The following is a 23,779-nucleotide window of genomic DNA, read 5'->3' on the forward strand; positions in this document are numbered from 1 at the left end:
TGAAAAGCATCAGGCACTGTACGTAAATGTTGGATTCGGTTATCTGGATTATCCAAGCCGAGTTGGGATACTACCAGAAATCACTATATTTCATCTGAAGAGTAAAGGTTAAAGCATTAAATACTGTTCCTGATGAGTCGGTAATCCAGTGCATATTTTCGGGTAACTCATTAAATTCACCACAGATTTCAACACGATTTCCAATCGAATTTCCTATCGGCTGGTCTGAAATACCAAGAAGTAGCAATTAGAATAATATATAATAGTGCCGGAGCCATTAAAGCGAAAGAATCTCCCAATGCAATATGTGAATACAAAGCACCAGTAGCGGTAAAGAAAATACCCGCATATGCCCATTCTTTCCAAAGAGGTCTTTTGGGCCAAAGCAAGGCAGCCACGGCTAAAAGCTTCCAAATTCCAAGTAAAGGAAGTATATAACTCGGATATCCCAAATGAGTCATATTTTGTATCCCGCCTGCTCCTTCCGTTTGAATTTTAAAAATCTGTATGATAGCAGTTGACAATAATCCTACAGCCAACCATACGGTCGCTATCCAATAAATTATCCTATTCCTTTTCATAATGCTATGATTTACTTATTATATTGTTAATTACTTCACATTAATAGTCACCTCTCTTATCTTCAACACTTGGTCTTATTCTTATTTCCTAAAATATGCGGGGTCTTTTACCGACCGCTCCTTATTATGTAGTTATTTGACTACAAATATAAGTGTAGATATTTGACTACACAATATTTTATTTCACTTTTTATCTGAGACATTAACTTCAATAGCTATCCCCCTAATACACTGGTTAGACCTGCTATTTTATTTTTCATATCTTTGAATTAAGATTAATCTTATGTCACATAATACCGATAAAATAACCGTAGTAAAGGGCGATATAACAAAAATTACAGTCGATGTTATTGTAAATGCTGCCAACACGTCGTTACTTGGAGGTGGAGGTGTAGATGGCGCTATTCATCGCGCCGGTGGGCCGGAAATTCTGGAAGGGTGCCGTAACATTGTGGCTAAACAAGGAGGCTGCAAGGTCGGCGAAGCCGTCATTACAACTGCAGGCAAGCTAGCCGCTAAATATGTAATTCATACAGTTGGCCCTGTGTGGAATGGAGGGAAAAATCACGAAATTGAAAAATTAGAAAGCTGCTATTATAATGCACTCAGATTAGCTGTAGAAAATGGTTGCCGTTCGATAGCCTTTCCCAATATCAGTACAGGGATTTACAGATTCCCGAAAGAACTAGCGGCTCAAATATCCATCCGCGTCATTACGCAGTTTCTGATGGCGGATACAACACTTACGCAAGTCAAAATAGTCTGTTTTGACGATGAAAACTTCCGGCTGGTCGATCAGCTAGTGATGCAAGACTAGGGAAAAATTATCCTACTCCGTTTCAAATTCCCATATACATTCATAGGAAGGAACAGACTTTTCGATGTGTGGAAATTGCAGTTTTTTGAGTTCCTTAATATTCTCAAAATCTTTATTTAAGAGCAAATATATACCCGCATTCTTACTGATTTCTCCCAATATTTCCGGAGTGATCTCTCTTTCTCGACTGTTGGCAGATATGATCATTTTCACAATTTGCTTTCCTGATGAAGTTATATACTGGTTCAGTTTATAGGGCTCCGGAATACCATCATTTTCATGAGATTGTCCTGCCAATACGTCATTGATATAGATAGCATAGTCTACATTTCTTATTTCATGATAGAGAAAGTATGATTTTACGACCGAGACTATTCCATTTTGAGATACTTCAGCAACCTCATCATTTCCCCTATCTTCATCCCTATTGTTACACGACATAAACAAAACAACACAGTAGACAGCAACGATGATAATTTTTTTCATTTCGTATTTTCTCCTTATTTTTAAAACTGCAGCAATATTCTTTTGACAGCGATTTGAAGCTAATACAACCAACAAACTAATAACCCTATTTAAGGCCTTAAAACATGAGGTTGCGGATGGCTATACAGTTTATTAAGATACAAATTAGTCGGAACAAAAAAGAGGTAGACAAACAGATATGGCTATCTTTTTAAAATTTCTTTATAAGTCGTTAGAATTCACGATATTTAAAAAAAATAAACACCCTACCAGTATCTGTTTAAAACATTGGTTATCCAATATTTGGGTAACCTTTTTTTTGCAAGAAGCTGTCTCCCCCCAATTACGTCATATTGAACAATACCCAAACACAGCTTGAATATTGTTCGACGGTCATTTATCTTGGTAAACTTTCGGGACGGCGCATACGATAAGAAGTCGCTGTGATGGCGTGCAAAAAGGACTCAATATCTTTTATTTCATCTTTCGTCAGATTTAGGGGTTGCATCAATGGATCGGTTACAGGATACAGTGGATCTTTCGCTTTCTGTTCGGCAGTAGCGGAATTCATCTGCATACCACTATTGTACATATTCAATAGCCCGGTCATATTCCAAAACAGTCCGTTGTGCATCCACGGATCGGTATTCATCACGTCGCGCAGGGATGGTGTCCGAAAACGTCCCACATCGGCAGGATCCTTTGTAATCTCGTATCGCCCCAGGTCCTGATATTTCCGTTTGTAATAGGTAAGCCCAATATTGTGGTACAGATCATCGGTAAAAAATTGACCATTATGACAATTCATGCAACGCGCCTTCGTACGAAATAAATGAAGACCGCGAACTTCCTGATCAGACAATACTTTATAATTACCATCTAAAAACTCGTCAAAACGACTCCTTCTACTTGTTAGTGTCCGTTGAAAAGCACTCAAGGCTTCAAGCACCTCTGGCATTGAATAATCCGCATCCCCGAATGCATCCACAAACAATTTGTTGTATGCAGAAATGGCCTTTAACTTGGGAATCAGTTTTGTCAATTCCATATCCATTTCGTGGTGTGCTTCGATAGGACCCAATGCTTGCTCCTCCAGCGAACCAGCGCGGCCGTCCCAAAACAGTTCCTTTCGTGCATAAACATTGAGCAAAGATGGAGTATTGCGGGTGCCCTCCAGATGATCATTGCCAACTGGTACCGTAAGCTTGTCAGCCCAGGAAGTTTGCGGGTTATGACAGCTGCTACAGGATATTTGATTGCTCCCCGATAGAATAGGGTCAAAAAAAAGATATTTTCCCAACTTCACATCAGGCTTTTCCATTAAAGAAAAATAGCTGGTATCGATCTTGGGTAGAGACTTGAATTCACTCCAATAAGCCCCTACATCGATTGTTGGTTTTGGCCATTCGTCCACTGGTCGTCGATAATATAGCTGTATCTCATCATCAAAGGCTTGCTGTCGATCTTTCATAGAAAGCAAGCCTACAAAACCAACAATAGTGGCCAATACACAAAACTGCTTTTTCATTTTCTCTCTTAACTATTCTTATAAAGAAGTAGGATTACTAATCAATCTATTTTTTTAAAAAATATAGGAAACCCCTAATTTACCCAAAAACCAATCTTTACCTGGCACACTTGACAACGTGTAGTCTACCGGCACCAAATTACCCCTATACTGATAATTCATCTGGAGCTGTATACTCCAATTATTCTTCGCATGGCGCGTGCCCCATACCCATGACATATTAAAATTATCACTCGAGGCGGTATCGTAAAGATAATCTTGATAGAGTATTTGCTTCCCAAAATCACCCGTATTCAACTCAGATACAGACAAATTATGGGTTGGCGACCACTGTTTAAAATATCCAATCGTTCCTATTATTTCAGACTTTTCATTAACCTGAAATGTACGATTTAATCCGAGTCCCAATCTAATTTGATCAAAATCCATTTGGTTACTGCTAACACCATCTTTTTTTTCGGTCTTATACATACCAGCATGGCCTTCAAACAAATACTGGTGTACCCCTAGTTGAGTTTTTAACGAAATTTCATGGCGGCGATAGGTGTAGTTATTCGCTAGATAAGTATAATTAAAATCCTGGCCATTTTCAATTTTCCCCTGCAGTGCTACCCTAATCAATTGCTTATGTTTCATCTGCCGGCTCCATAAAAAATCGATTGATCCGATATCCTTTTTATAATCATTTAAGGACAAATAGGTTTGTTTAGAATTATCATTTCGTCTGAATGATTGTTCTTCATTAAGGTAGCGGCCATTGAGATAAATCTTATCCCTATCATTGGGTTTCAGTAAGATATGGGCACCAACTCCTTTACGATGGATAATATCATAGTAATTAATTTCTTTTAGTCGGTCCTTCGCACTTCCAAAACCGTTCATCATCCAATTGACATACAATGGATCCTCTTTATTTGTTGTATACTTTTCATTTTTATAACCGACGTTGGCACGTTCAGAACCATACCCCCAAATACCAGCAATATGATAAGAAAGTATCGGAAGATTGTGACCAGCACTCAATTCAAACTGAAGGTTCATATCCTTGATATCGCCTCTGGGGTCATTGTTTGAATAATGTGAGCCCAATCGATAATCTATACCAAGGGAAATCGGGAGCTTAGCATCGAAGAAAGCTCTTTGGATTCCCGCATCGAGCTTATAGGTCTCCCGATTGTATTTATTTTTTCGCAACGAACCAAAATACAATGGCGCATCCGCATTCCATCGAGATTGGTGCCGCAAAGCTGTGCTGTCTTCTACGGAGTGATCATATGAAAATCTCCCCCAAAAGCTAGTCTTGCGCCAATCGGTCTTCCCTTCCGTATAAAATTGGGATTGACTGAGACCATCAGTTCCCTGAGCCGCCTTAAAGCCGCCTTGTCCCTTGCTGTGCTGAATACCTAATAGGGAAGATCTATTTTTGATCTCCTCAGGAATCCATACCCTATTTCGTATTGCCATATCATGCATTATCACAAATGATGGTTGATACCAATAGTTCAAAGCTGCTGTTGAATCTAAAGAATTGGACTTACTTTGCCCTATGACAGGGTGATAGGCTAAGAAAGCACCCCAAAACAACATGATGTATCTCACACTTTTCATTCAGGTATTTTTTATAAAATACCAGCTTTCGTTCGGAAAGCTGGTATTGGAATAACCGTTTGTCATTAATCACCAAATCCAAATGGATTAGCTTTTATCACCATAAAGTCCGCTGTAGAATTATTTGTGTCCCTTAATTTACGAACTCCATTAGTAGTTCTTTCGGTCTTGCGAATAACGGATTGTGACGAATAGCCGCCTAGTGGTGCGAAAGTATAACCGGCATCCTGTGATGCTGTCAATTTTTTAGGAATTCGAGCATCCTCGGTGTTTGGCTGCATCTCAACGGCATCCATAATCCAACGGACAGGTAACTGTCTATATTTTTTTGCGGTAGAGGTCGGAACGCTGATGGATGGCTCAGTATAGCTCTTCAGATTCTCCACATCCGAACGATTTGCGTGTTTAAAAATAACATAACCGTCGCGCCCTAGATTATCTAATATCCAGTCATTGCCTGTATAATCTAATATCTCAACATTGGGTACAGCAGCATTGTCAATATCTGTTGCAAAAGGAGTTTTCCCAGGGATATCTCCATAATAAACCTCAAAATTGGCTTTACTAAGATCTACGGTAAGATCCGGATTCTTGATGGCTACTTCCTTGCCATTATTGCCGACAAACGGCGCTTTATGGTTTAGCGCATTTTGGGCAATCACAATACTTTTACCAGGTTCCACTGGATAGGTCTTTCCGTTGCCAGGAATCATAAATAAATCTCTTAAGTAAACATAATCTGTATTCGCGGATTCAACGCTTACCATTCCTAAAGATTTACTCCAATCCAATTGGCCATTTGGCTGGTAATAATCGGATTGACTGGTCGGAGACTGTCTTCCCCATAACCGGCCAAAGTAGAGGCTATCGGCATATAAAACACGGTCTGTATTATTGTAAACTTCAAAAAACTGATCTCTGAACAAAGCCCCTTCTTTATTATCAGAACCCGCATAGTAAATCTGCTTGATGACAAAATCGCCCAATAGACCTGCAATCAATTCCAAGTCCAAAGTCGTAGAACTGGTTAAACTGATTTTTTTCAGGGAAGCATTAAATGTAACGTCCTCTTTGCTTGATTCGCCTGTTAAACTATTGTATTGCTCCTTAGGTATTGTAATAGAAGCATCAATATCATACTCACCTGGCATAATGGAGGTCAAATTGACCACACCTTGTGACACGGAATATGTACCACTGGTTTTTGTTGCTAGGTTGGTAATCTTAACAATAGCCTTGCTTAAGTCCAACTTGGTGTTAAAATTTTCAGAAGCGTATGTTAAGTTCAGCTTAATATCCAGTGGTTGTATACCAGGTGTATTATCTTTTTTACAGGAAATAAAAGGTAAAAAGAGAAAAGGAATTAAGTAATGAGTTTTCATCTTGTTTAGTTTTTATGTTAAAATTTATAAGTCAGTTGGGCGCCATAATTAGGAGAAGAATTCGGAGCTTGCACTGAGGTAGCCCCTTCCCTATAAAATCGCGGTTGGTAATCCAAAAAGTTATAGACATTAAATGACAGGTAAATATTCTTGCCTATTTCCTTAGCCATATTAAGACCGAAGTTCCAGTAGACGTAGTTGTTTTCAATATTTGCCCGGTCAGCTTCCTCTTTCCTTCCTGTATAGAGTTCGAGATGCTTCGGGTTGCTCATATCAAACTGCTCAATGGCATGATACGTATAATCGCGTGTATAATATCCTACAGGAATAATATCTCGGTAGTTAGATTTATTGTAGTTTAATAATTCACAGTCTGCACTCAGTTCAATAATCAAACGCAACGCCGGAAAATGAGTCGAACTTCGTAATTGCGCTCTACTTAAATAGTTCTTCGTGGATTTCGATGGAAAAAATCCAAGGACAACGTCATCTAAAGCTGTTTTTTCGGTATTAAAATTCAAACGGCTCAGCGCATTAGAACTAGAATTAGCCAAAGTAAATGCGGCTGTAGCGGAGAAAGTCGTCATAATCTGTTGAATTCTGGGTGTAGAATACATGACTTCTGCACCAAAATTGGACGATTTATTACTATTGGCAAAGTACAAATTAGACATTAAATACTTTCTCGTCCCAGTCTGTTCAACTGTTGGTTTGCCCCCGGGCACCGCAGTGGCCGTATATGTAGGCAAGTCCATTAATTGATCAGCCGTAACCGTGTTGATTCCGCGCGTATTTTTTTTATAAAAAAGATTGGTACGCAGCTGATGCCCATTCTTATGCCATGAAAGTGATGATTCGAGGGTTTGCCCTACACTACTCTTGAGATTGCTATTGTCTTTTTCATAACGCCGCAAGTAAATCAATGCCATACTTTCGTTGACTTTACCATTATAGGAATTCAGCAATATAATTTCATCAAAGGTCGGCCCGGGATATAGTTGTGCTAATCCAGGAGATTTGAAGGATAGGCCATATGCCAGTCCAATCTGAGTTGATTTAGAAAGTGAATAATTGATGTTGGTTCTTGGAGAAATGGATGAGTGACCATTCATAAGATCCCAGCGAACTCCCGCCCGCATGCTAAGATCCCTTCCCCATACTTTGGTCCGCATTGCATCCTCGGCATACAAACCCAGGTTTTGCAAAGCGTTTGTTAATGAAAAATCATAATACCTATCCGATCTTGCTCCAAGATCCTTTTTTGGAATAGAAGGATCTGCAATTCGCCCCTTTCCACGGTTGATGTCATAACTATAGTTACTTCCGAAGTTTATCTTGTGGATAATATCGCCTGTAATGGCAACAGCATTTCCTTCCAATCGGGCATTTAAATTCAATGGCCTATTGTCCACATGATCCAGAGCAGTATACTGACCAGGGGCGTATTGTCCTTCTACAATTCCAGTTTGCACAGAATCGGTATAGAGCACGACTGCACCATTATAGTAATACTCACGATAGGTTTTCTGCAGTGTTGAACTTAGTCCTGCATTGAAACTGATACTTTTGAGGAATTTATGATCCAAATTGTAATTGGTCCGACTAGAAGCATTCCAGCCCCAGCCACCAAAAGAAATGGCATTCGAGAGTGGGTCATCCGGATCCTTTCGGACCTGATCAATAACTTTATTGTAAGACCCTGAAAAAGTCTGTTTCAGACGCTTATCGGTGCCATAATAGTTTGTCCAGATCAAAGTTCCATTCACGCGGTCGTATTGTTTCAGCTTGTCTCTATTATCTGCGTAAGATTGCACATAACCTAAATCCAGGTTAATTGTCCCAAGCTTTTTTCCCAGTGACATTCCCTTGGACAGACTATATGAAGTTGCATTACTCCGAACTTGAAGCCTAAAAAAAGCCGGGGTCTTGCCTGCCTGTCTTTCGATGATAACGGCACCGTTTGACAAATCGCCATAACGTGCTGGTGCTACGCCTGAAATAACTTCCAAATGTTCGATATTTTCTATCGGAATCTGACGCAAATCCAGACCGCTGAACACATTTTCTCCGGAATAGAATTTTCCTGTTGTGGGGCGGCCTGTTAAACCATAATCTGATGGTCTAATTGCATTCGTTGAGGAAGACATGCCAAATATTCCTGCATTCCGTCCTTGCATATTTCCATTATTGCCCAAAACCATGTCATCCATTATAATAGCGACACCAAAGGAGTTATTCAATTCATTAACCTCTCGCGAGCGCCCTGTAGTCTCACTAAAAGCACCTCTCAGCGTTAGATTTTGCATCTCCTGTACAGAAGGAGCAGTATTCTTCCGGTTTGGCAATCGGTTCAAAAGATCATTTAAACTGAGTGCAGGATACCGTTCAATCATTTCCCGGTCAAACACAAGTGAAGAGTTGCTCAGCTCTCCCCGCTTCGCCTGTACTGCAACTTCATCAAGTGCAAGACTCATATCCTGCAACAAAAAATTTTCAATCTTCTTTATCGAATCCAACAAGACTGTTCTTTCAACCTTTTTCTTACCGATATAGGAAACCGACAAGGTAACAAATTTGCCAAGCTGCTCTTTGGGGATGGTTAGACGATATTCACCAGCACCATCTGTCATACTGGAGAGTCCCAGTTGATCCAAAATCACGGTGCTTCCCAATAGTACATTCTTATTACTATCAGTGATCTTTCCCTGGATGTATATTGACTGTCCATGTGCATTTGCAGCTGTGCAAATCAAGATGAAACTAGTCCAATAGAGCTTTTTCATAAGTAAGAATAAAAACGCATAAAAAAGCGTATTTATTTAAAACAATTCTAAACAGTTGCAAATGTAAGGTATTAAAACCTATTATTTAGAATTATTTTTAATTATTCTAAATAATATAACGCACAAACGATTACAACAAAGCCACAAAAACGCACAAAGCTGTAAAACGGCACCCTATGGTTCGCATAGCTTAATCATTGGGTGGCTGAAATGGGGTTGTGATGACAGATATCCTATTTGAGATTGTTAATCCATCAGACATGTATCTTTCCCTACAGCTGTTCGAAAAAGATCTAGCTAAAGTCAAGATAGGAAATACCGTTTCTGCGTATGCCAATACGGAAGTCGCTCGAAAAATTCCGGCCACAGTCTTTCTTGTCAACCGCACTTTTGATGAAAATAGAATGGCCGAAGTGCTATGCCGTTTTCAAAAATCCGATGCTATTTTAACCCCTGGAATGTTCAAGAATGCCGATCTTCATATCAATAATACCAAGGCAATGGTTGTACCAGAAGAGGCAATCGTACGTTGGCAAAATAAATATTTTGTATTTGTGCAACATAGCGCTGGTTCATTTCAAATGAATGCGGTAAAATTAGGTATCCAAGAGAACGGAAAACAGCAGATTCAGGCCGATAACATTCAACCGAACACACAAATAGCACTAAAAAATGCTTTCGCGTTACTAATGAAAGCACAGAATAAGGAAGAGTAAAATCATACGTATCGAATAAATCATTTCAAGTGATAGCCGCCATTTATCGTTCTTTTAAGAACAATAAATGGCGGCTTTTAATTTCGGATAAGCCGATCATCCATCTAAACTGCTTTAGTTAAAGTACGCAAACTCAGATTTATTGCCGTAAACTGAGGTCAAATGTCGCTCAAGCGGGCGATCATCATTTTTTGTTCGGTAACTACCGGACATATTTATTTCAGGATAGTTCGAAGTGCTTTTCGAATGATGTATCGCGTTTCCTTGGTATCACTTTCTTGTTCCCAGCGATTACAAAGTGCCCTAACAAAACCGGGTTGGCTTTTACTTGCGTCATTCAGCCAATTTCCAACACTATCCTGAACATATTTTGAAGGGTCAGATTTTAGCGGTTCTAAAATAGACAAGGCTAGACTTGGCTCCTGCTTCAAGCGATCGATATGCTTACACCATACGCCTCTCGGTCGGGTTGCCTCCGAAGCAAAACGTCTCAAATTTTCATCCTTCTCCACCGTCCATAGACTCAGACCGGCAATACTCTTTTCCAAGTCCAAAGCTATCCTATTACGTATCGCCATCCAGCTGATTTCTCGCACCCCAAAATGCCGATCTGCAGCAAAAGGACGCATTGACAACAGTAATTTCTCAATTTCAAGATGCTTATCATCTCCGACCGTGTAGGTTGCCCAGCAACGCACGAGATCTGCAGTATGATTGGATAGTATTGTCAGGAAGGTATTATCACGATATTGTGTGATCAAATCGAGCAGCGCCCGCCCGATCGTTTCATTGATGGAATTTACCGTCGGTTTCTGTAACTGATCAAGCAGCGCTAAGATTGGTTTCAAGTAATGAATGCGTCCATTTTGCTGAAGGATATACTCGAGTAAAAACCGTTGGTCAACAGCGAGCCACTCCATAAGATTTGCAGTTTCAATTTCTCCGCGGTTCAGACTGGCCAGGCAATCTATCGAAATATCCGCTATCCGTCTTGCTCCTTTACGTTGTATTTTACTCATAGCTGTGCTATTAACTCTTCGATATTAAGTCTATTCATATAGTTGACATCCATAAATCGATAAGATATTGTATAATCAGGATCGATCACAAAAACAGCAGGGACCGGCAGTCTGTTGCTGTCATTACCATTGTAGGCGGACCAATTGATTCCCAAGCGATCATAGCTTGAAATGGCATAATCCTGAAGTTCAAATGAGATGCCAACACTGATTGCCAACGTATTATCTTCGTCAAACAACAATTCGAAATCCAAATTGTTGTCCGTCAGAAGTGCTTCGCTAAATTTAGGCACTTGTGGCGAAATTGCAAGAAGAGTGGCTTCAAAAGCATTAAAATGAGTCAAATTCTGTTGTAAAGCTCTTAACTCGAGATTACAGTAGGGACACCAGCTACCGCGGAAAAAGGCCACAATGACCTTTCCTTTCTTCAGAAGTTTTCCCAGCTCAATTTCTTCACGCTTCGAATTCACCAAACTAAAATCAGGGAACTTGTCCCCTATCTGCAGGCTCTTTTCGGTTAGATCCCCAGACTGTAGATCCTGAATCGATCTGCCAAATATTTCCTTTATTTCGAGAGGAAGAGTTGCTAAATTCGCATTTAATTTAGCAATTTCGTATTCTAAATTTTTCATGATGCTGTATGTTATTTCTGCAAAGTTTTAAAAGTAAATGCACAATCACAATACCGCATTTTATTATCCCTATGGGACAAAAAAGTCAATTTTATGCGTATAACAGAGAAAGCAATAAAACAAAAAATATGTCCATTGGAATTTGCCGTCAATGCGATTAGTGGGAAATGGAAAATTCCTATTGTATGGCGTATCAATGAAGGGGAAAAACGCCCAAGTGAAATGCTTCGTGGTATCGCAAAAGTTGATAGACGAGTGCTAAACCAACAATTGGGTGAAATGGTCAATGATGGCATTCTAATCAAACAATCTTTCCATGAGCTTCCTCCAAGAGTGGAGTATTCATTGACCCCCTTAGGGAAAAGTTTAGTGGAAGTACTCTGGAAATTGAATGCTTGGGGAGAACTTTTATTGGAAAATTCCAATAAAAGTTAGCACAAACGGGCAGATTCGATCGACATAGCGATGCTCTATTGCGAGAGAAGTATTCGACCCTGCTATAACAGCTCTTTGCGAAAACTGCAAAACACTGTTTGGTGTCGAAGGGTGTTATATGGTCAATATCTATACATTCAATTTTCCTAAAATATGTCTGGAACAAATCGCTTATCGATTGTGCTGAATATTGTTTAATTGTAATGCCACTGCATTTCGTTGGCCTCTGTTCAGAAAAGGTTCCAACAACCAAAATACCTCCCACTGCAATTGCTTGATCTGCGATTTCGATGTAGCGTTCAATCTCTTGGCGAGCAGTCAAAAAATGAAATGTGGCCCGGTCATGCCAAAAATCATATGGTGTATCGGGAACGAAGTCTAAGATATCTGAAACAATCCATTTGACTTTAGTCGCTTGATTCCCTAATCGCTTCTTCGCTCTTTCAATGGCAGTGCTGGAAATATCCAATACAGTAATATCTTCAAATCCTGCTTTTAATAAGAAATCAACCAGGAAACTGTCACCACCACCTATATCAATAATTTTAGCCTTTTTTGGGAGACTAGATTGATTTATAAAATGTAGTGATACTTCTGGGGTAGGCTGGTACCAGCTAACTGATTCCAGCGGCTTATTTTCGTATATCTCTTCCCAATGCTTTTTTCGATTAAAATTTTCCATCTGTCTATTGTCCTGATAAAATTTATTGACTGATAACGAACAGCCTTGGTGTTAGGGCAAAATCTTTAGATCCTTAAAAACTTTCCATGTAATCGCCTTCCGGCAGCTCGAGAAATCAGGGCTGTTGAACTTCCGGTCCTGAATAAGTCGCGTTGCAAAGAAATAAACATTTTCCTTTTGTTCAACATAGCCTATCCACCATCCGGTGTTGATCTGATTGGCCATTGTCCAGCCCGTTTTAGACCGAACCGTATAGTCCGCGTTTTGTTCCGAAATCATGACTCCTTTAACAATATCCATATTTCTTTTTGAAAAAGGCAAATTTCCATCATAAAGCTTTTTCAAAAATTCAACCTGATTAATTGGTGAGATGCCCATTGGACCAAAATTCCAGAAGTCGGGACCTGATTCGGAAAGGTCCATATTCCCGTAGTTACAAGCTTTGAGATACTTCCGATAGACAGAACGATCAATTTTCTTTGCTAACTCGATAAATGCCCAACCTGCAGACACTGCGAATGCTTCTTTTACACTGATATTTTTATAAATATCCGGTCGGTAGCCATATTTTAAGGTATCTGTTGACCCGGGCCATGGAACGATGCTATTTTCATCTTTGATCGTCTTAGTTTCCAAGGCAATCAACATATTTATAATCTTAAAAGTTGACGCAGGTAATGTTGCAACTTGTGTGTCCGATGTATCGGACAAAATCCAAGCACCTTTATTATTGTCATAAAGTGCAACAGTGCCATTAACATGACACTCATCAAAATATTTTTGAAAGTCAGATCTGACGATCTTCTTATCAGGATTTCGAGCTTGGGCCAACAAGTCAAACGAAATCACCGTCATTGTTATAAACAAAATCGATTTGAAGATCATCTGATAAATACTATTTAAAACCATACGTTGATACCATTAATAAGCCATTGTACAAATTGAAACTTGAAAACTATACTAGAGCCTTTATAAAGTTAAGATATAAATTTAACGAATTTCAAATATCCAATACACGATATACATACAAGATGTGCTTTAGCTCGGTTAGAAGTCAGTCGTCGATTATTGGGATAGTATTGAATAGGAGAAAATAGCGCGGGACTATCGCTAAAGCAAGATAGTCCCGAAAGCTATGTGATCCGAACCTGTTATTCAAACCTCGGGATTAGACTTACTATTCAGACCAAGGCGAATGAAGAATACAATCGCAAAAGTTCTTTCGCTCAAAATTAGGGATCATAAAAGCGCACACATCTGCCTTTATATTGCCAAATGTGGTTTCTGTCTTATGCTCAAAACCTTCAAAAAAAGTCGGGATAATTTTCTTTTTAAAATTATCCCTTGGAAAGGCTTGAACAATCTCTTCTCTATTTTTGGCACTTAAATGCGCATAGCCCTCACCCATCACATCAAGCCCAACGCCCGAGTACATCAGGGCAACTTCATTTTCTTTGTGTTCAGCAATTCCTATGCTTGTATGGAGTGCTATGGTATCCCATACAAGCTGTAATTTCGCCGACTCTACACCATGGCTTTTTAGAAAGTCTCGGGCGGCGTTAGCGCCATCCACTTCAAAACGAAGATCTGCACTACTGTAATGCGATACTAAGCCCAAATCATGAAATACGGAAGCTACATACAACAATTCACTGTCGTAGACCAAATTTTTACGTTTTGCATTTAAAGATGAAAATAGGAAGACACGCAACGAATGGTTATAGATAAATTCAGTACCATGTTCCAATAGTAATGCTGTCGCTTGCGTTGCGATTTTACTGTCCGGAATAACAATGCCGGCCACTTTTTTTAGATGATTTACTACCATAACTTTAAGATATTTAGGACAAAGTTATGACGGCAACAGCCCCATAGGAATAGCAATAAGTACGTTTGAAATGTCAAAATTTACCGTGTGCAATTTTCACTCTGCATCAACAAATTGATTACGGTAGTTCAGGGGAGAGAGTTTTGTATTCTTTTTAAAAAAATGACTAAATTGTTCTGCCGAATTAAAATGAAGTGCATAGGCGATTTCTTTCACTGTTATCGCACTAAACTGCAGCAACCGTTTCGCTTCTGCTATGAGCTGTCCATTAATGATCTCCTTCGCCTTAATCCCGCTACATCGTTTACAAAGTTCGCTTAATCTTCGTGCTGAAATATGAAGCATTTTGGCATACTCCGACACGGCATGATATTGATCAAACTGTGCACTGAGCATTTCCATAAATTTGCGATACAAGATGTAATCCTGACTATCGAAAGTTGCTTCCGCGGTCAGTTTAACGTTCGCAAGTTTAATCATAATAATTTTCAAAAACGCCGCAAGAGCATCCATCTGATTGATATACTGGGGACCACAATATTCTGACAACAGTGCATTGAATAGAAATAACAGCTCTACTACTTCGGTAGTACTAGGCTTCAGATATGGATTTGCACTGGTGTTATTGAACAATACAGCTTTACAGTTACTTGCGCTCGGAGGTGTCTTTTGCCAAAAACAATCCCCAAAGGAAATGGAAAAACCCATTACCGAAGTCTGATCTGAAAAAGCATAGATCTGTCCCTTGGATAAGAGAAAAATGCTATTGTCATGTAGCTCAAATACATTATTATCAATAGAAAGATAGCCGGCACCGGTTTCGACAAAAAAAATACGATGATAGATCAGTCTATTAAATGTTTCATGATCGTTAAGGTGGTAATCTATCCGTTTTATAGAAAAAGAATCATCTATTACAGGTTCAATTATAATCTTCTTAGCTGATTTCATACTGTAAAATCAATAAACCTTGACAATCGCTATTGCTCGCTATTTGAAAATATCCATATTCTCGTCATAGATAGGGCTCTTTATATCCAAAAATTTCAGCACACTATGAAATACATGATTTTGGGTCAAGGTTTTATTTGGTTTCAACTGTTTTGAATGATCAGACACCCAGACGATAAAAGGAATCTCGTATTGCTCTTTTGGTGCAATGCTCATCGGCAATCCGTGCATATACAGATTATTTTCACCCAGTGATTCTCCATGATCCGAGACGAACAACATGGCACTGTTATATTCCTTCAATTGCTTTAGATCCTCAATCAGATTATGCAAAATATAATCTGTATAAACAACGGTGTTATCATAAGCATTTATCAATTCTTCTTTAGAACAGTTTCCTAACTCAACACTATTGCAGACCGGCTTAAACTGCTCGAATTGAGCGGGATATTTCTTGCTATATGTTGGTCCATGGCTTGTACTTGTGTGGAGCACAACAAAAATCTTGTCTTTTTTACTGGATGATATCCGCTCCTTTAGACCTGTTAAAAGTACCTCATCGTAAGCACATCCTTCACCTTTACAGTTTGTAGCAAGTTGATCATTCGTTTCATATTCTTTAATATGTACAGGTGGCTCTCCCCAATTACTTGTTCGCCAGATCACATCGACATCATTTCTATAGAGGTAATTTGGCAGGATTTCGTACAAATCATCCGTATTTTTATGTTCCAAAATACATTTTACTCCAGCTGTCGTATAGGTAGAGCAAGAAGTTGCGTCAAAATGATAAAGATTGGGTGTTTTGGAAAGCAGAGGGTTTGTATTCTTCTGATAGCCATACAACGAAAAATTATCTCTTCGAGCAGATTCACCTATAACAAGTACAACTACTGTCTTTTTGTGGTCCGTTTTCGTCGCATCCGGCAATAAAATCTCTTTCTTATTTTTTTGGTGTTCATGAATACAAAAGCGCGAAATATTGACGGTATAAGACCAAGGCATGGCAAGTGCACCCAAAGTCTTCGAATTCTTATCGATCCACAACCAATTAGTCGCATTGGCAAATATTAAAATAACGATAAATAATAACGAAAGTGAGGAAGTGATAAAAAACTTCTTTGGTTTATCCTTTACTATTTTGGCTTTAATGATGAAGATACTGGGAATAATACCGAGAAACACGAGATAGACGATCAGTTTCAGGGAAAAGAAACCGCTGGACTCGGAATATCGGGTATTCAAGATATTACCGATCATTGTTTCATCCAAAATAACGCTATATGTGTTAACAAAATAAACGGCGACTGAATTGATCAGAAAGAACAAAACAAGTATGGATTTCCCGAAACGACGTGACGCCGAAAAAAACAGATAAAGTACAAAAGCATTCATCACCAGCATCAGAACCATTAAGCTACCGATCAGAACAATACCCCCAAAACTCCTGTAATCAACATTATTAAAAACAAAAGTATAAAATGGAAAATGGAAGAATATAAAATTCAACACACTCATGAAAAGTACAAAATGAACTAATTTTAAGCTATTTTTTAGCATAAACGGTAATGATTTTATAAAGTGTACTAATTAAGCAGATAAATGTAAAATAAAATATTAGCAAATTATCATTAATTATTCTATTGATCAATACAATACTGAAAACGAGGAACAATAATATGAAAATTGGATAATACCGTTTGTTGTTGATCCAGTTCCATATTTTAAATTCCCTGCTAAAAAAAATTCCGAACAGTCCCGAAAGATATCCTATAATACAGCCACTGAGCACGTCTAAAGGATAGTGTGCCCCCAATGCGACGCGGGATAAAGCAAGCATCAACCCAATAAATGTTAAACCTAAAAACCACATTATTTTATAACTCAATCGTTGCGGCATAAAAGCATACATGATAACGGTCAACGTTGTAAATATCGTGATGGAATGGCCAGAAGGCAAGCTATTGTTCCCCAGAAGTATCTTACCGGTAATCAAAAAACTAGTATGATTAAATACTGCTGCGGGTCGTGGCACAGCAAATAGTACCTTTAAAAGGATCGAAAAGAAAGCAGAAATTAGAGATGCTGATATTAATGCCTCCCATAATTTAGGACCATAGCGCAGAAAGACACTCAAAAGCGAGAGACTGATTAAACAGTCTCCAAACTGTGTAAAATTGGACTCAAGATTTGGATATTGCCCCAAATAAGCATTTATCGCGAAAAAGCTACTCTTCTGAATGACGGTATAGCCATATACATTCAATGCATGATTAAAATATAGAAATAGAATGAGCAGAGCTAACAGGATTATAGGTAGAAAGAACAACGATTTTCTAAGCCTAGCATAATTATGGATTATCGTCGAATTAGTATTCATCTTGCACGCGTCTTTTTAAACGCGTAAAGAACGGAACGAATTCTGTAGAAATTTAGAATTTACAAATGCAGCGTAGGCTTTCTTATTCCGTGCCCATTACTGATTCACTTCCCCCTCAAAAAAAGCTTTATCATAAAAGGAAACCGATATTCAACGTATTTTGCTTCATCTCAGAGCACAAGGCTGAAGATCGGTTTCCTTGTCTTACAGTTTTCCCAGCAGCTGTGAAAAAGCGCTGATGACCAAAGTTGGCTCCTCAAGCATAATATTATGACCAGATGCGGTTGTTGCCAGGTGAACAAAGTCGCTTGCGCTCTCATTTATGCATAAGTTAAAACTTGTCCTGTTTAATCTGATCGATTCCCTGCTCGTAAGAAGTAACCTCAAATTCAGGAAATCTATTTCTAAACTTTGAATCATCAAATAGATTATTGTGTTCGTATCGTGGAAGAAGTTCCAAAAGCTCCTTTAACCGCTTATTGAACAGAGCCCCTATTTTAAAGATAAATTTGGGAACTACAGTATATTTGAATTCCCTACCGTAAATATCTGCTGCCATTCTGATAAACTCCCGGTAAGTGGGATGCGCTTTATCCACGGGCAAATGCCAGGTCTGTCCATAGGCATCAGGTGTATTTCCGATAAGTGCAGTTGCTCGACTTGCGTCGGGAGTCCAAATCAGACTTCGTTTTTTATCAACACATAAAGGCACTTTCAGTTTTTTATCCGCTTTGATGTTATCAAAAATTAGGGTATTGGTAATGCTTTGTGTTTTGCCAGGACCATAAAATTCAGGTGCTCGACAAATAACGGCTTCAAGCTGGCCCGATGCTATCTCAGCAAGTACCATTTCTGCCATGTTCCGCCTCACTTTCCCCTTTCTTCCGACAGGAGCAAAGGTACTTTCCTCCGTCAAAACACGATCCTCTTGAGGATACATATATGTATTATCAAAAAAGACAAGCTTAGTACCATTGATCTTACAGGCATCAATCACATGACGAAGAATAGCTGGAAATTGTTCCTCCCATAGATCCGAACTTATAGGAAGCCCTAAAGTGAAATAGGCAATATCACTCCCCTTCACCGCCTCGATTGCCTGTTCACGGATCGATAGATCCGCAGAAAAAACTTCGTCAGTATCATTTACTTTTTTTGCTTTTCGACTGACAATGCGGATAGCAGAAGTAAAATTTCGCTTTAGCTCGCGCGCCAGTTCTTCTCCAATTTGTCCATTGGCACCCAATATCGTCTGCATAATATTCCTTTTTCTATGTTGTGACCATCTGATACCAATATATTGATATTTGTTCAATTAACCGCACCGTTGCGGTTCAATACCGAATAACTCCCGACCTCAACTTTGCTCAGTGCCCATGACCTATCTTATTAAGGATGTTGCCATGGACTGCGATACGGTCTTTGCAGTAATTGAGTTGCTTCAGGATCATCGACACATATTTTTTGTATTGGATCATAAATCAAGGGGCGATTCAACTGCATCGACAAGTTTGCCAGAATGCAGCTTGCGGTAGATATATAGCCCTCTTCAATATCAGCTACAGGCAGATGATTATTTTCAATTGCCGATAAAAGGTCAAGCATATGTTGTCTGGTTGCAGGCGCTGTATGCAACTCGATTCGGTGCTCCGTCAAATCTTTGGGGAACTTCTCCTTTTCTAAGATAACATCCTGTCGAATGGGCGTGCCTTCTCCGATTGGAATAAATTCATATTTCATCACACTTCCCTTTAAGGTACCCTTGTCACCATATATCACAAATGCCCAAGGGTATTCAGGGTCTGCTGCTGCCCCCCATGTCCTATGCTGCCAGACACAATTAAGATCTTCGTATTCAAATAAGGCTGTCTGCGTATCCGCGATCGTCGATTTCCCTCCTTTTTGCACATAAATGCCACCTTTCGCATGCACGCTTTTGGGCCATTTAAGCTGCAGAAGCCAACGCACAGTATCAAACATATGCATTCCCATATCCCCGGTTATTCCATTCCCATAGGCCATAAAAGTTCGCCACCAGCCACCATGAGGCAAACCATCATAAGCCCGCAAAGGTGCTGGACCCGTCCAAAGTTCGTAATCCAGGAAATCTGGAACCGGCTCGATCGGTGGATTGCCGTTCTTTCGCATATGATAATAGCAGCACATTTCCACATGCGAAATCTTTCCAAGTAAGCCACTATCGATCACTCGCTTCTTGGCATCAATGAGATGGGCTGTACTTCTCCGTTGTGTTCCCACTTGAACTTTCCGGTTATATTTTCTTGCCGCACGCCATATAGCATCCCCCTCAAGCACATCAACACTGATCGGTTTCTGCAAATAGAGATGAGCACCCGAACGCATCGCATCAATAGCCTGTCTGGCGTGCCAGTGATCTGGTGTTCCAATGAGAATTAGATCGAATTTATGACTGGCGAGCATTTGCCTATAATCTTTATACAGTTTTGGAACTTTTTTTGAAATTTGACGCTCACTAATCAGCCGCCCAGCTTCCTGCAGCTGATTGTCGTCGACATCGCATATAGCAATGACATCGACATCCCGAACCTGAATTAAACGGAATAAATCACTTTTCCCATACCAACCTGCACCAATCAATCCGACCCGAAAATTTTTAATCGCATCACGAAATGAAAGCCCCTTAACTTCTAAGGCTGATAAAGTTAAAACTGCCCCCGCTCCTTGAATAAATTTTCTCCTATTTAGATTGACCATAGCCATAATTCATTGGTTTATTGCCTAATATAAGAAAAAACAAACGATAAATCAACCTGTTTTAAGCCGCAAAATACGTTACAGGCAAAAGAACCTACCTACAGGAACAAGACCTGCACTTTAAGATCAACAAGTAGCACAGCATTTTTTTCATTTAAGCCAAAATAGCGTAAATTCATATCGAGCTAAACAATTAAGACATGAAAAGAGAAATGGTATTTTTGAAAGTAATATTATTTTACTTTGCCTCCCTCGTGGTGTTTGCTTTCGCTGCAGGCATAACCAAACAAACAATGTTCTCCGATTTACTTTCACTCAGCCTCGCGACATTCCTCAGCTTGGGTTTAATTTACCTGTTTAAAGCTTGGGATAAAATTAGTTTTTCTCAAATTGGGTTAGGATTTAACAAAAAGAGTGTGCTCAATTTTAGCGCTGGCTTATGCTTAGGTATTGTTATGGTCGGCCTTATGGTTATAATACTAACAAATTTTGCCGAAGTATCTTTTAAGAAACAGGCATTTATTGACACTAAATTATTGGCAATACATATTCTTCTTTACTTTTTCGTCGCCTGTCGGGAAGAGTTGGTTTTTAGAACCTATTTCTTATGGCGCCTGAAAGATAAACTCGGCACTGTTGTAGCCTTTTCGATTATGGTACTTGTTTTTATTTTAGAACATTTATTTACCGGTTTTACACTAAAGGCGGCAGTACTGGGTTCAGGACTTGGAGCTGTACTTTTTGGTCTTGCTGTACTAAGAACCCGCAATATTGCACTATCTATTGGACTGCACTTCGGCTGGAACCTAACCCATTGGGCTTTGGGGTTTAAAAATAGCACAGGGTTATGGGTAGAAAGTGTTGCAAAGGGCAGTGAACATCAGTCTGAAAACATCGCGTTTATTGCCTATACGATCGTAATGCTTTTAGGTATTCTGATCGTCTATAAGCTGTCAAAAAAAACATCGTTTCAGGGGAACAATAGTAGCCCGATCGATTAATCCCAAAATCGATGCACAAGCCATCGGTAAAAGCTTTTGCCAACATATAATTCCCTTTATTATATCAGCTACCCTGTAGACACGAAGCTACAACAATCAGACTCACTGCAAGTTCTAAAAATAAAGGCACGGCTTTTGTAAACTACTAAGTAAAAAAAAGTATTATGAGAAGAACGCCTTACACCACATCTGTTATTATATTGCTCGTCCTATGTCTGATTGTACTAATGACCACATGTTCAAAAATTGCCTAAATTACATCCAGTTTGGGCAAAATTGTAAAACCAGTCATGAACGTAATGACGAGTTCATCATTGAAAATAGAGTCTAAAAAAATAGATTCTTAGGCCTTCCCCATGGCTTTCATCAAGCAGATAAATTTCACTTTATTGATCAGGCAAGAACACAATCCGAACAGATTGTGCTAAACGTCGTTATTCCCACAGGTATAATTACAAAAAAGCCCTAGAGCGGGGAACTCTAGGGTCTTAGCCATATATTAACCTATTTTATGAAAAGTATTTGTATCAATAACGTCTTAGTTTTCTATTTATTTTGTACAACATAGAAATTTCTTAAATTTTCTTTTTTTCGCACAAAGGTTCGATTCAATCATTTACCTTATAGAGGTTGGGCTAAACCAATCAATAATCCCTCTACTCCTCTTAGATAACAAAGGCGATAAGCATTTTCGTATTGTACCACCTCCCCTACGAGGACAGCGCCGTGATTGCCAATTAGCCTCCGCAGTACATCATCTAGATCTTCAACGGTAAACATTGCCCGCAAATAGCCCAAGGCATTGACCGGAGCATTTCTGTGATCTGCAATTATCGCAGGATCAATAAATCTTGAAAGTTCCAATCGGCTATGTCCATCTGGTGTCACCATCATGGCGATCTCGACATGCTGCGCACCAAGACCAGTCACTCTACCTGCCCATTCACCTTCAATCTGTGCTCTCCCTTCCAGATATAAACCAAGTTCTGAAAAAAACGAAATCGCGTTGTCCAACGACTCCACCACGATACCCATATTATCCATTCGAAGTAACTTACTCTTTTCCATAATACATCATTATTTACAAGGAGTTATAATCCCTATTAAAGATACAAAGGAAAATTTTAAAGCTACCATCGCGCCCAGTCTTTAGAATTTATAACTCAGACCCGCTTTTACCATAAAAGGTGTTCCAGGAGTGAAATGCAATTCAGAAACGGACTGCTGTTCATTTCTTAATCGAGTTTCGGTCTCAAACTGCGCTTCATTCCACTTGGTGTCAAATAAGTTTTGGATCTGCACCAAAAAATTCCATTTTCCCAGGCCATAGTTTAGCAGGAGGTCATTGACAAAATAACCTTTAGCACGTACCGAATTATCTTCTATCGCTGGTTTTGTATTCATATAACGATAGCGCAAATTAGCCGAAATGCCAAGCGGTAACTTCACAGATACCCCTCCTGTACTTGTTAAGGAAGGCACCAGCGGGATATAGTTTTCAACTTTAGGTTCGTCAATCGCCCGCGCGTAAGCATAATTTATGTCGCCGTCAAAATATAACCAAGGGGTAGCTTGATAGCGTAAACTCAAATCTGCCCCCAGACGTTTCGTTTTCCCTGAAGGCTCTACGACAGCTTCATCCCCAACATACACAAATTCTTGCTGAAGGTACAACCCCCATAAAGCAGGCTGAATAAAGAGGTTATCAGTTGGCTTCCAGATCAAGCCAAGATCTGCACCATAGGAAATGGGCATAATATCTTTTCCATGTTGTTCCATCACCACGCGGATATCATTGGAATGAAATCCCATACCCGTTTTCAAATATAATTGTGCGCGATGACTGAACGTATATCCAAAATTAAGCTTTGGACTAATCCTTGTCGCGGAAGCCTCTTGTCCGGCGGGGTCACTTTTCAGCTTATCATGCAAGTTGAAAATCAAATGATCGACACGTATTGCAGGATTAATAGTCCATTTACCAATACGCCAATCCAGATTGCTATAGGCATGCAGATTCATTTCTACGCCCGAAATATGCGAAAGCCGATCCAATAATTCGTCGCGCTGATAAACATGGTTCAGTTGAAGATCTTTGATATCATCCACTCGGAGCCCAAAACCCGATGTCCAAGAAAGCTGACTATGATCAAACTGAAATTGGCGATTGTATTTGTTTTCAATCCCGTACAGGTATCGATCATCAACCTGTTCTATCTCATCGCCATGAATGGG

The 23,779-nt window shown here is 39.4% G+C and carries 21 protein-coding genes and 1 pseudogene; 4 read left to right on the forward strand and 18 right to left on the reverse strand.

From position 1 onward, the window contains the following. Nucleotides 1-188: 188 nt before the first annotated feature. A complete protein-coding gene (locus B2X72_RS22945; RefSeq protein ID WP_244294529.1) occupies nt 189-581 on the reverse strand; it encodes a DoxX family protein in 393 nt (130 codons plus the stop codon). Nucleotides 582-864: 283 nt separating this feature from the next. Between B2X72_RS22945 and B2X72_RS22950 the strand changes: the two genes are divergently transcribed. Continuing rightward, nucleotides 865-1,398: an O-acetyl-ADP-ribose deacetylase gene (locus B2X72_RS22950; RefSeq protein ID WP_088161462.1), complete on the forward strand. Its 534-nt coding sequence runs from the start codon at nt 865-867 to the stop codon at nt 1,396-1,398. Between the two features lie 12 nt (nt 1,399-1,410). Here the strand turns inward: B2X72_RS22950 and B2X72_RS22955 are convergent, their stop codons facing one another. The 5 genes from B2X72_RS22955 to B2X72_RS22975 form a co-directional block, all read right to left on the reverse strand. After that, complete coding sequence (locus tag B2X72_RS22955) at nt 1,411-1,884, reverse strand: hypothetical protein (protein WP_286851592.1); 474 nt, start codon at nt 1,882-1,884, stop codon at nt 1,411-1,413. Between the two features lie 376 nt (nt 1,885-2,260). Continuing rightward, a complete protein-coding gene (locus tag B2X72_RS22960) occupies nt 2,261-3,391 on the reverse strand; it encodes a cytochrome-c peroxidase (RefSeq protein WP_145329095.1) in 1,131 nt (376 codons plus the stop codon). A 54-nt stretch (nt 3,392-3,445) separates the two neighbouring features. Next, on the reverse strand, nt 3,446-4,999 hold the full coding sequence (locus B2X72_RS22965; RefSeq protein WP_145329097.1) for a DUF6850 family outer membrane beta-barrel protein: 1,554 nt from the start codon (nt 4,997-4,999) through the stop codon (nt 3,446-3,448). Between the two features lie 65 nt (nt 5,000-5,064). After that, nucleotides 5,065-6,381, reverse strand: a complete 1,317-nt coding sequence (locus B2X72_RS22970) for a DUF4876 domain-containing protein (RefSeq protein WP_145329099.1) — start codon at nt 6,379-6,381, stop codon at nt 5,065-5,067. A gap of 17 nt (nt 6,382-6,398) precedes the next feature. Beyond that, a complete protein-coding gene (locus B2X72_RS22975) occupies nt 6,399-9,164 on the reverse strand; it encodes a TonB-dependent receptor (RefSeq protein ID WP_145329101.1) in 2,766 nt (921 codons plus the stop codon). A 221-nt stretch (nt 9,165-9,385) separates the two neighbouring features. On the opposite strand from B2X72_RS22975, the gene B2X72_RS22980 reads away from it, so the two are divergent. Beyond that, the gene (locus tag B2X72_RS22980; protein WP_145329102.1) at nt 9,386-9,880 is read left to right on the forward strand and encodes an efflux RND transporter periplasmic adaptor subunit; all 495 of its coding nucleotides are present in this window, start codon (nt 9,386-9,388) and stop codon (nt 9,878-9,880) included. Between the two features lie 215 nt (nt 9,881-10,095). On the opposite strand, the gene B2X72_RS22985 is transcribed toward B2X72_RS22980, so the two are convergent. Together B2X72_RS22985 and B2X72_RS22990 are read right to left on the reverse strand one after the other, a co-directional pair. Continuing rightward, complete coding sequence (locus B2X72_RS22985) at nt 10,096-10,899, reverse strand: DNA alkylation repair protein (protein ID WP_145329104.1); 804 nt, start codon at nt 10,897-10,899, stop codon at nt 10,096-10,098. Next, nucleotides 10,896-11,531 (reverse strand): peroxiredoxin-like family protein, encoded by a 636-nt coding sequence (locus B2X72_RS22990; protein ID WP_286851597.1) that lies wholly within the window; start codon nt 11,529-11,531, stop codon nt 10,896-10,898. The genes B2X72_RS22985 and B2X72_RS22990 overlap by 4 nt, the downstream gene beginning before the upstream one ends. Before the next feature lie 93 nt (nt 11,532-11,624). On the opposite strand from B2X72_RS22990, the gene B2X72_RS22995 reads away from it, so the two are divergent. After that, nucleotides 11,625-11,966, forward strand: a complete 342-nt coding sequence (locus B2X72_RS22995) for a winged helix-turn-helix transcriptional regulator (protein ID WP_075992508.1) — start codon at nt 11,625-11,627, stop codon at nt 11,964-11,966. Between the two features lie 169 nt (nt 11,967-12,135). On the opposite strand, the pseudogene B2X72_RS23000 reads toward B2X72_RS22995, so the two are convergent. The 8 genes and pseudogenes from B2X72_RS23000 to B2X72_RS23035 all read right to left on the reverse strand — a co-directional run. After that, a pseudogene (locus B2X72_RS23000) lies at nt 12,136-12,648 on the reverse strand (class I SAM-dependent methyltransferase); the annotation flags it as partial. 51 nt (nt 12,649-12,699) lie between these two features. Further along, entirely contained in the window at nt 12,700-13,557 is an 858-nt protein-coding gene (locus B2X72_RS23005; RefSeq protein ID WP_145329108.1) for a penicillin-binding transpeptidase domain-containing protein, read from the reverse strand. Between the two features lie 268 nt (nt 13,558-13,825). Further along, on the reverse strand, nt 13,826-14,476 hold the full coding sequence (locus tag B2X72_RS23010; RefSeq protein WP_145329110.1) for an HD domain-containing protein: 651 nt from the start codon (nt 14,474-14,476) through the stop codon (nt 13,826-13,828). A 96-nt stretch (nt 14,477-14,572) separates the two neighbouring features. Further along, nucleotides 14,573-15,427, reverse strand: coding sequence for a helix-turn-helix domain-containing protein (locus B2X72_RS23015; protein ID WP_145329112.1), 855 nt, complete (start codon nt 15,425-15,427; stop codon nt 14,573-14,575). A 39-nt stretch (nt 15,428-15,466) separates the two neighbouring features. Continuing rightward, nucleotides 15,467-16,987, reverse strand: a complete 1,521-nt coding sequence (gene eptA / locus B2X72_RS23020) for a phosphoethanolamine--lipid A transferase EptA (protein WP_286851601.1) — start codon at nt 16,985-16,987, stop codon at nt 15,467-15,469. Next, nucleotides 16,974-17,807, reverse strand: a complete 834-nt coding sequence (locus tag B2X72_RS23025; RefSeq protein WP_088161449.1) for a phosphatase PAP2 family protein — start codon at nt 17,805-17,807, stop codon at nt 16,974-16,976. Before B2X72_RS23025 ends, eptA begins: the two co-directional genes overlap by 14 nt. Nucleotides 17,808-18,138: 331 nt before the next feature. Beyond that, on the reverse strand, nt 18,139-19,065 hold the full coding sequence (locus B2X72_RS23030; protein ID WP_145329116.1) for an NAD-dependent epimerase/dehydratase family protein: 927 nt from the start codon (nt 19,063-19,065) through the stop codon (nt 18,139-18,141). A 131-nt stretch (nt 19,066-19,196) separates the two neighbouring features. After that, entirely contained in the window at nt 19,197-20,549 is a 1,353-nt protein-coding gene (locus B2X72_RS23035; RefSeq protein ID WP_145329118.1) for a Gfo/Idh/MocA family protein, read from the reverse strand. A 194-nt stretch (nt 20,550-20,743) separates the two neighbouring features. On the opposite strand from B2X72_RS23035, the gene B2X72_RS23040 reads away from it, so the two are divergent. Further along, on the forward strand, nt 20,744-21,544 hold the full coding sequence (locus B2X72_RS23040) for a CPBP family intramembrane glutamic endopeptidase (RefSeq protein ID WP_145329120.1): 801 nt from the start codon (nt 20,744-20,746) through the stop codon (nt 21,542-21,544). A 621-nt stretch (nt 21,545-22,165) separates the two neighbouring features. Here the strand turns inward: B2X72_RS23040 and B2X72_RS23045 are convergent. Then, entirely contained in the window at nt 22,166-22,612 is a 447-nt protein-coding gene (locus B2X72_RS23045) for a VOC family protein (protein ID WP_088161445.1), read from the reverse strand. A gap of 81 nt (nt 22,613-22,693) precedes the next feature. After that, the coding region (locus tag B2X72_RS23050) for a TonB-dependent receptor domain-containing protein (RefSeq protein ID WP_286851605.1) at nt 22,694-23,779 on the reverse strand (1,086 nt) is incomplete at its 5' end.

Source organism: Sphingobacterium sp. UBA7253, assembly GCF_002472745.1.
GTDB lineage: Bacteria > Bacteroidota > Bacteroidia > Sphingobacteriales > Sphingobacteriaceae > Sphingobacterium > Sphingobacterium siyangense.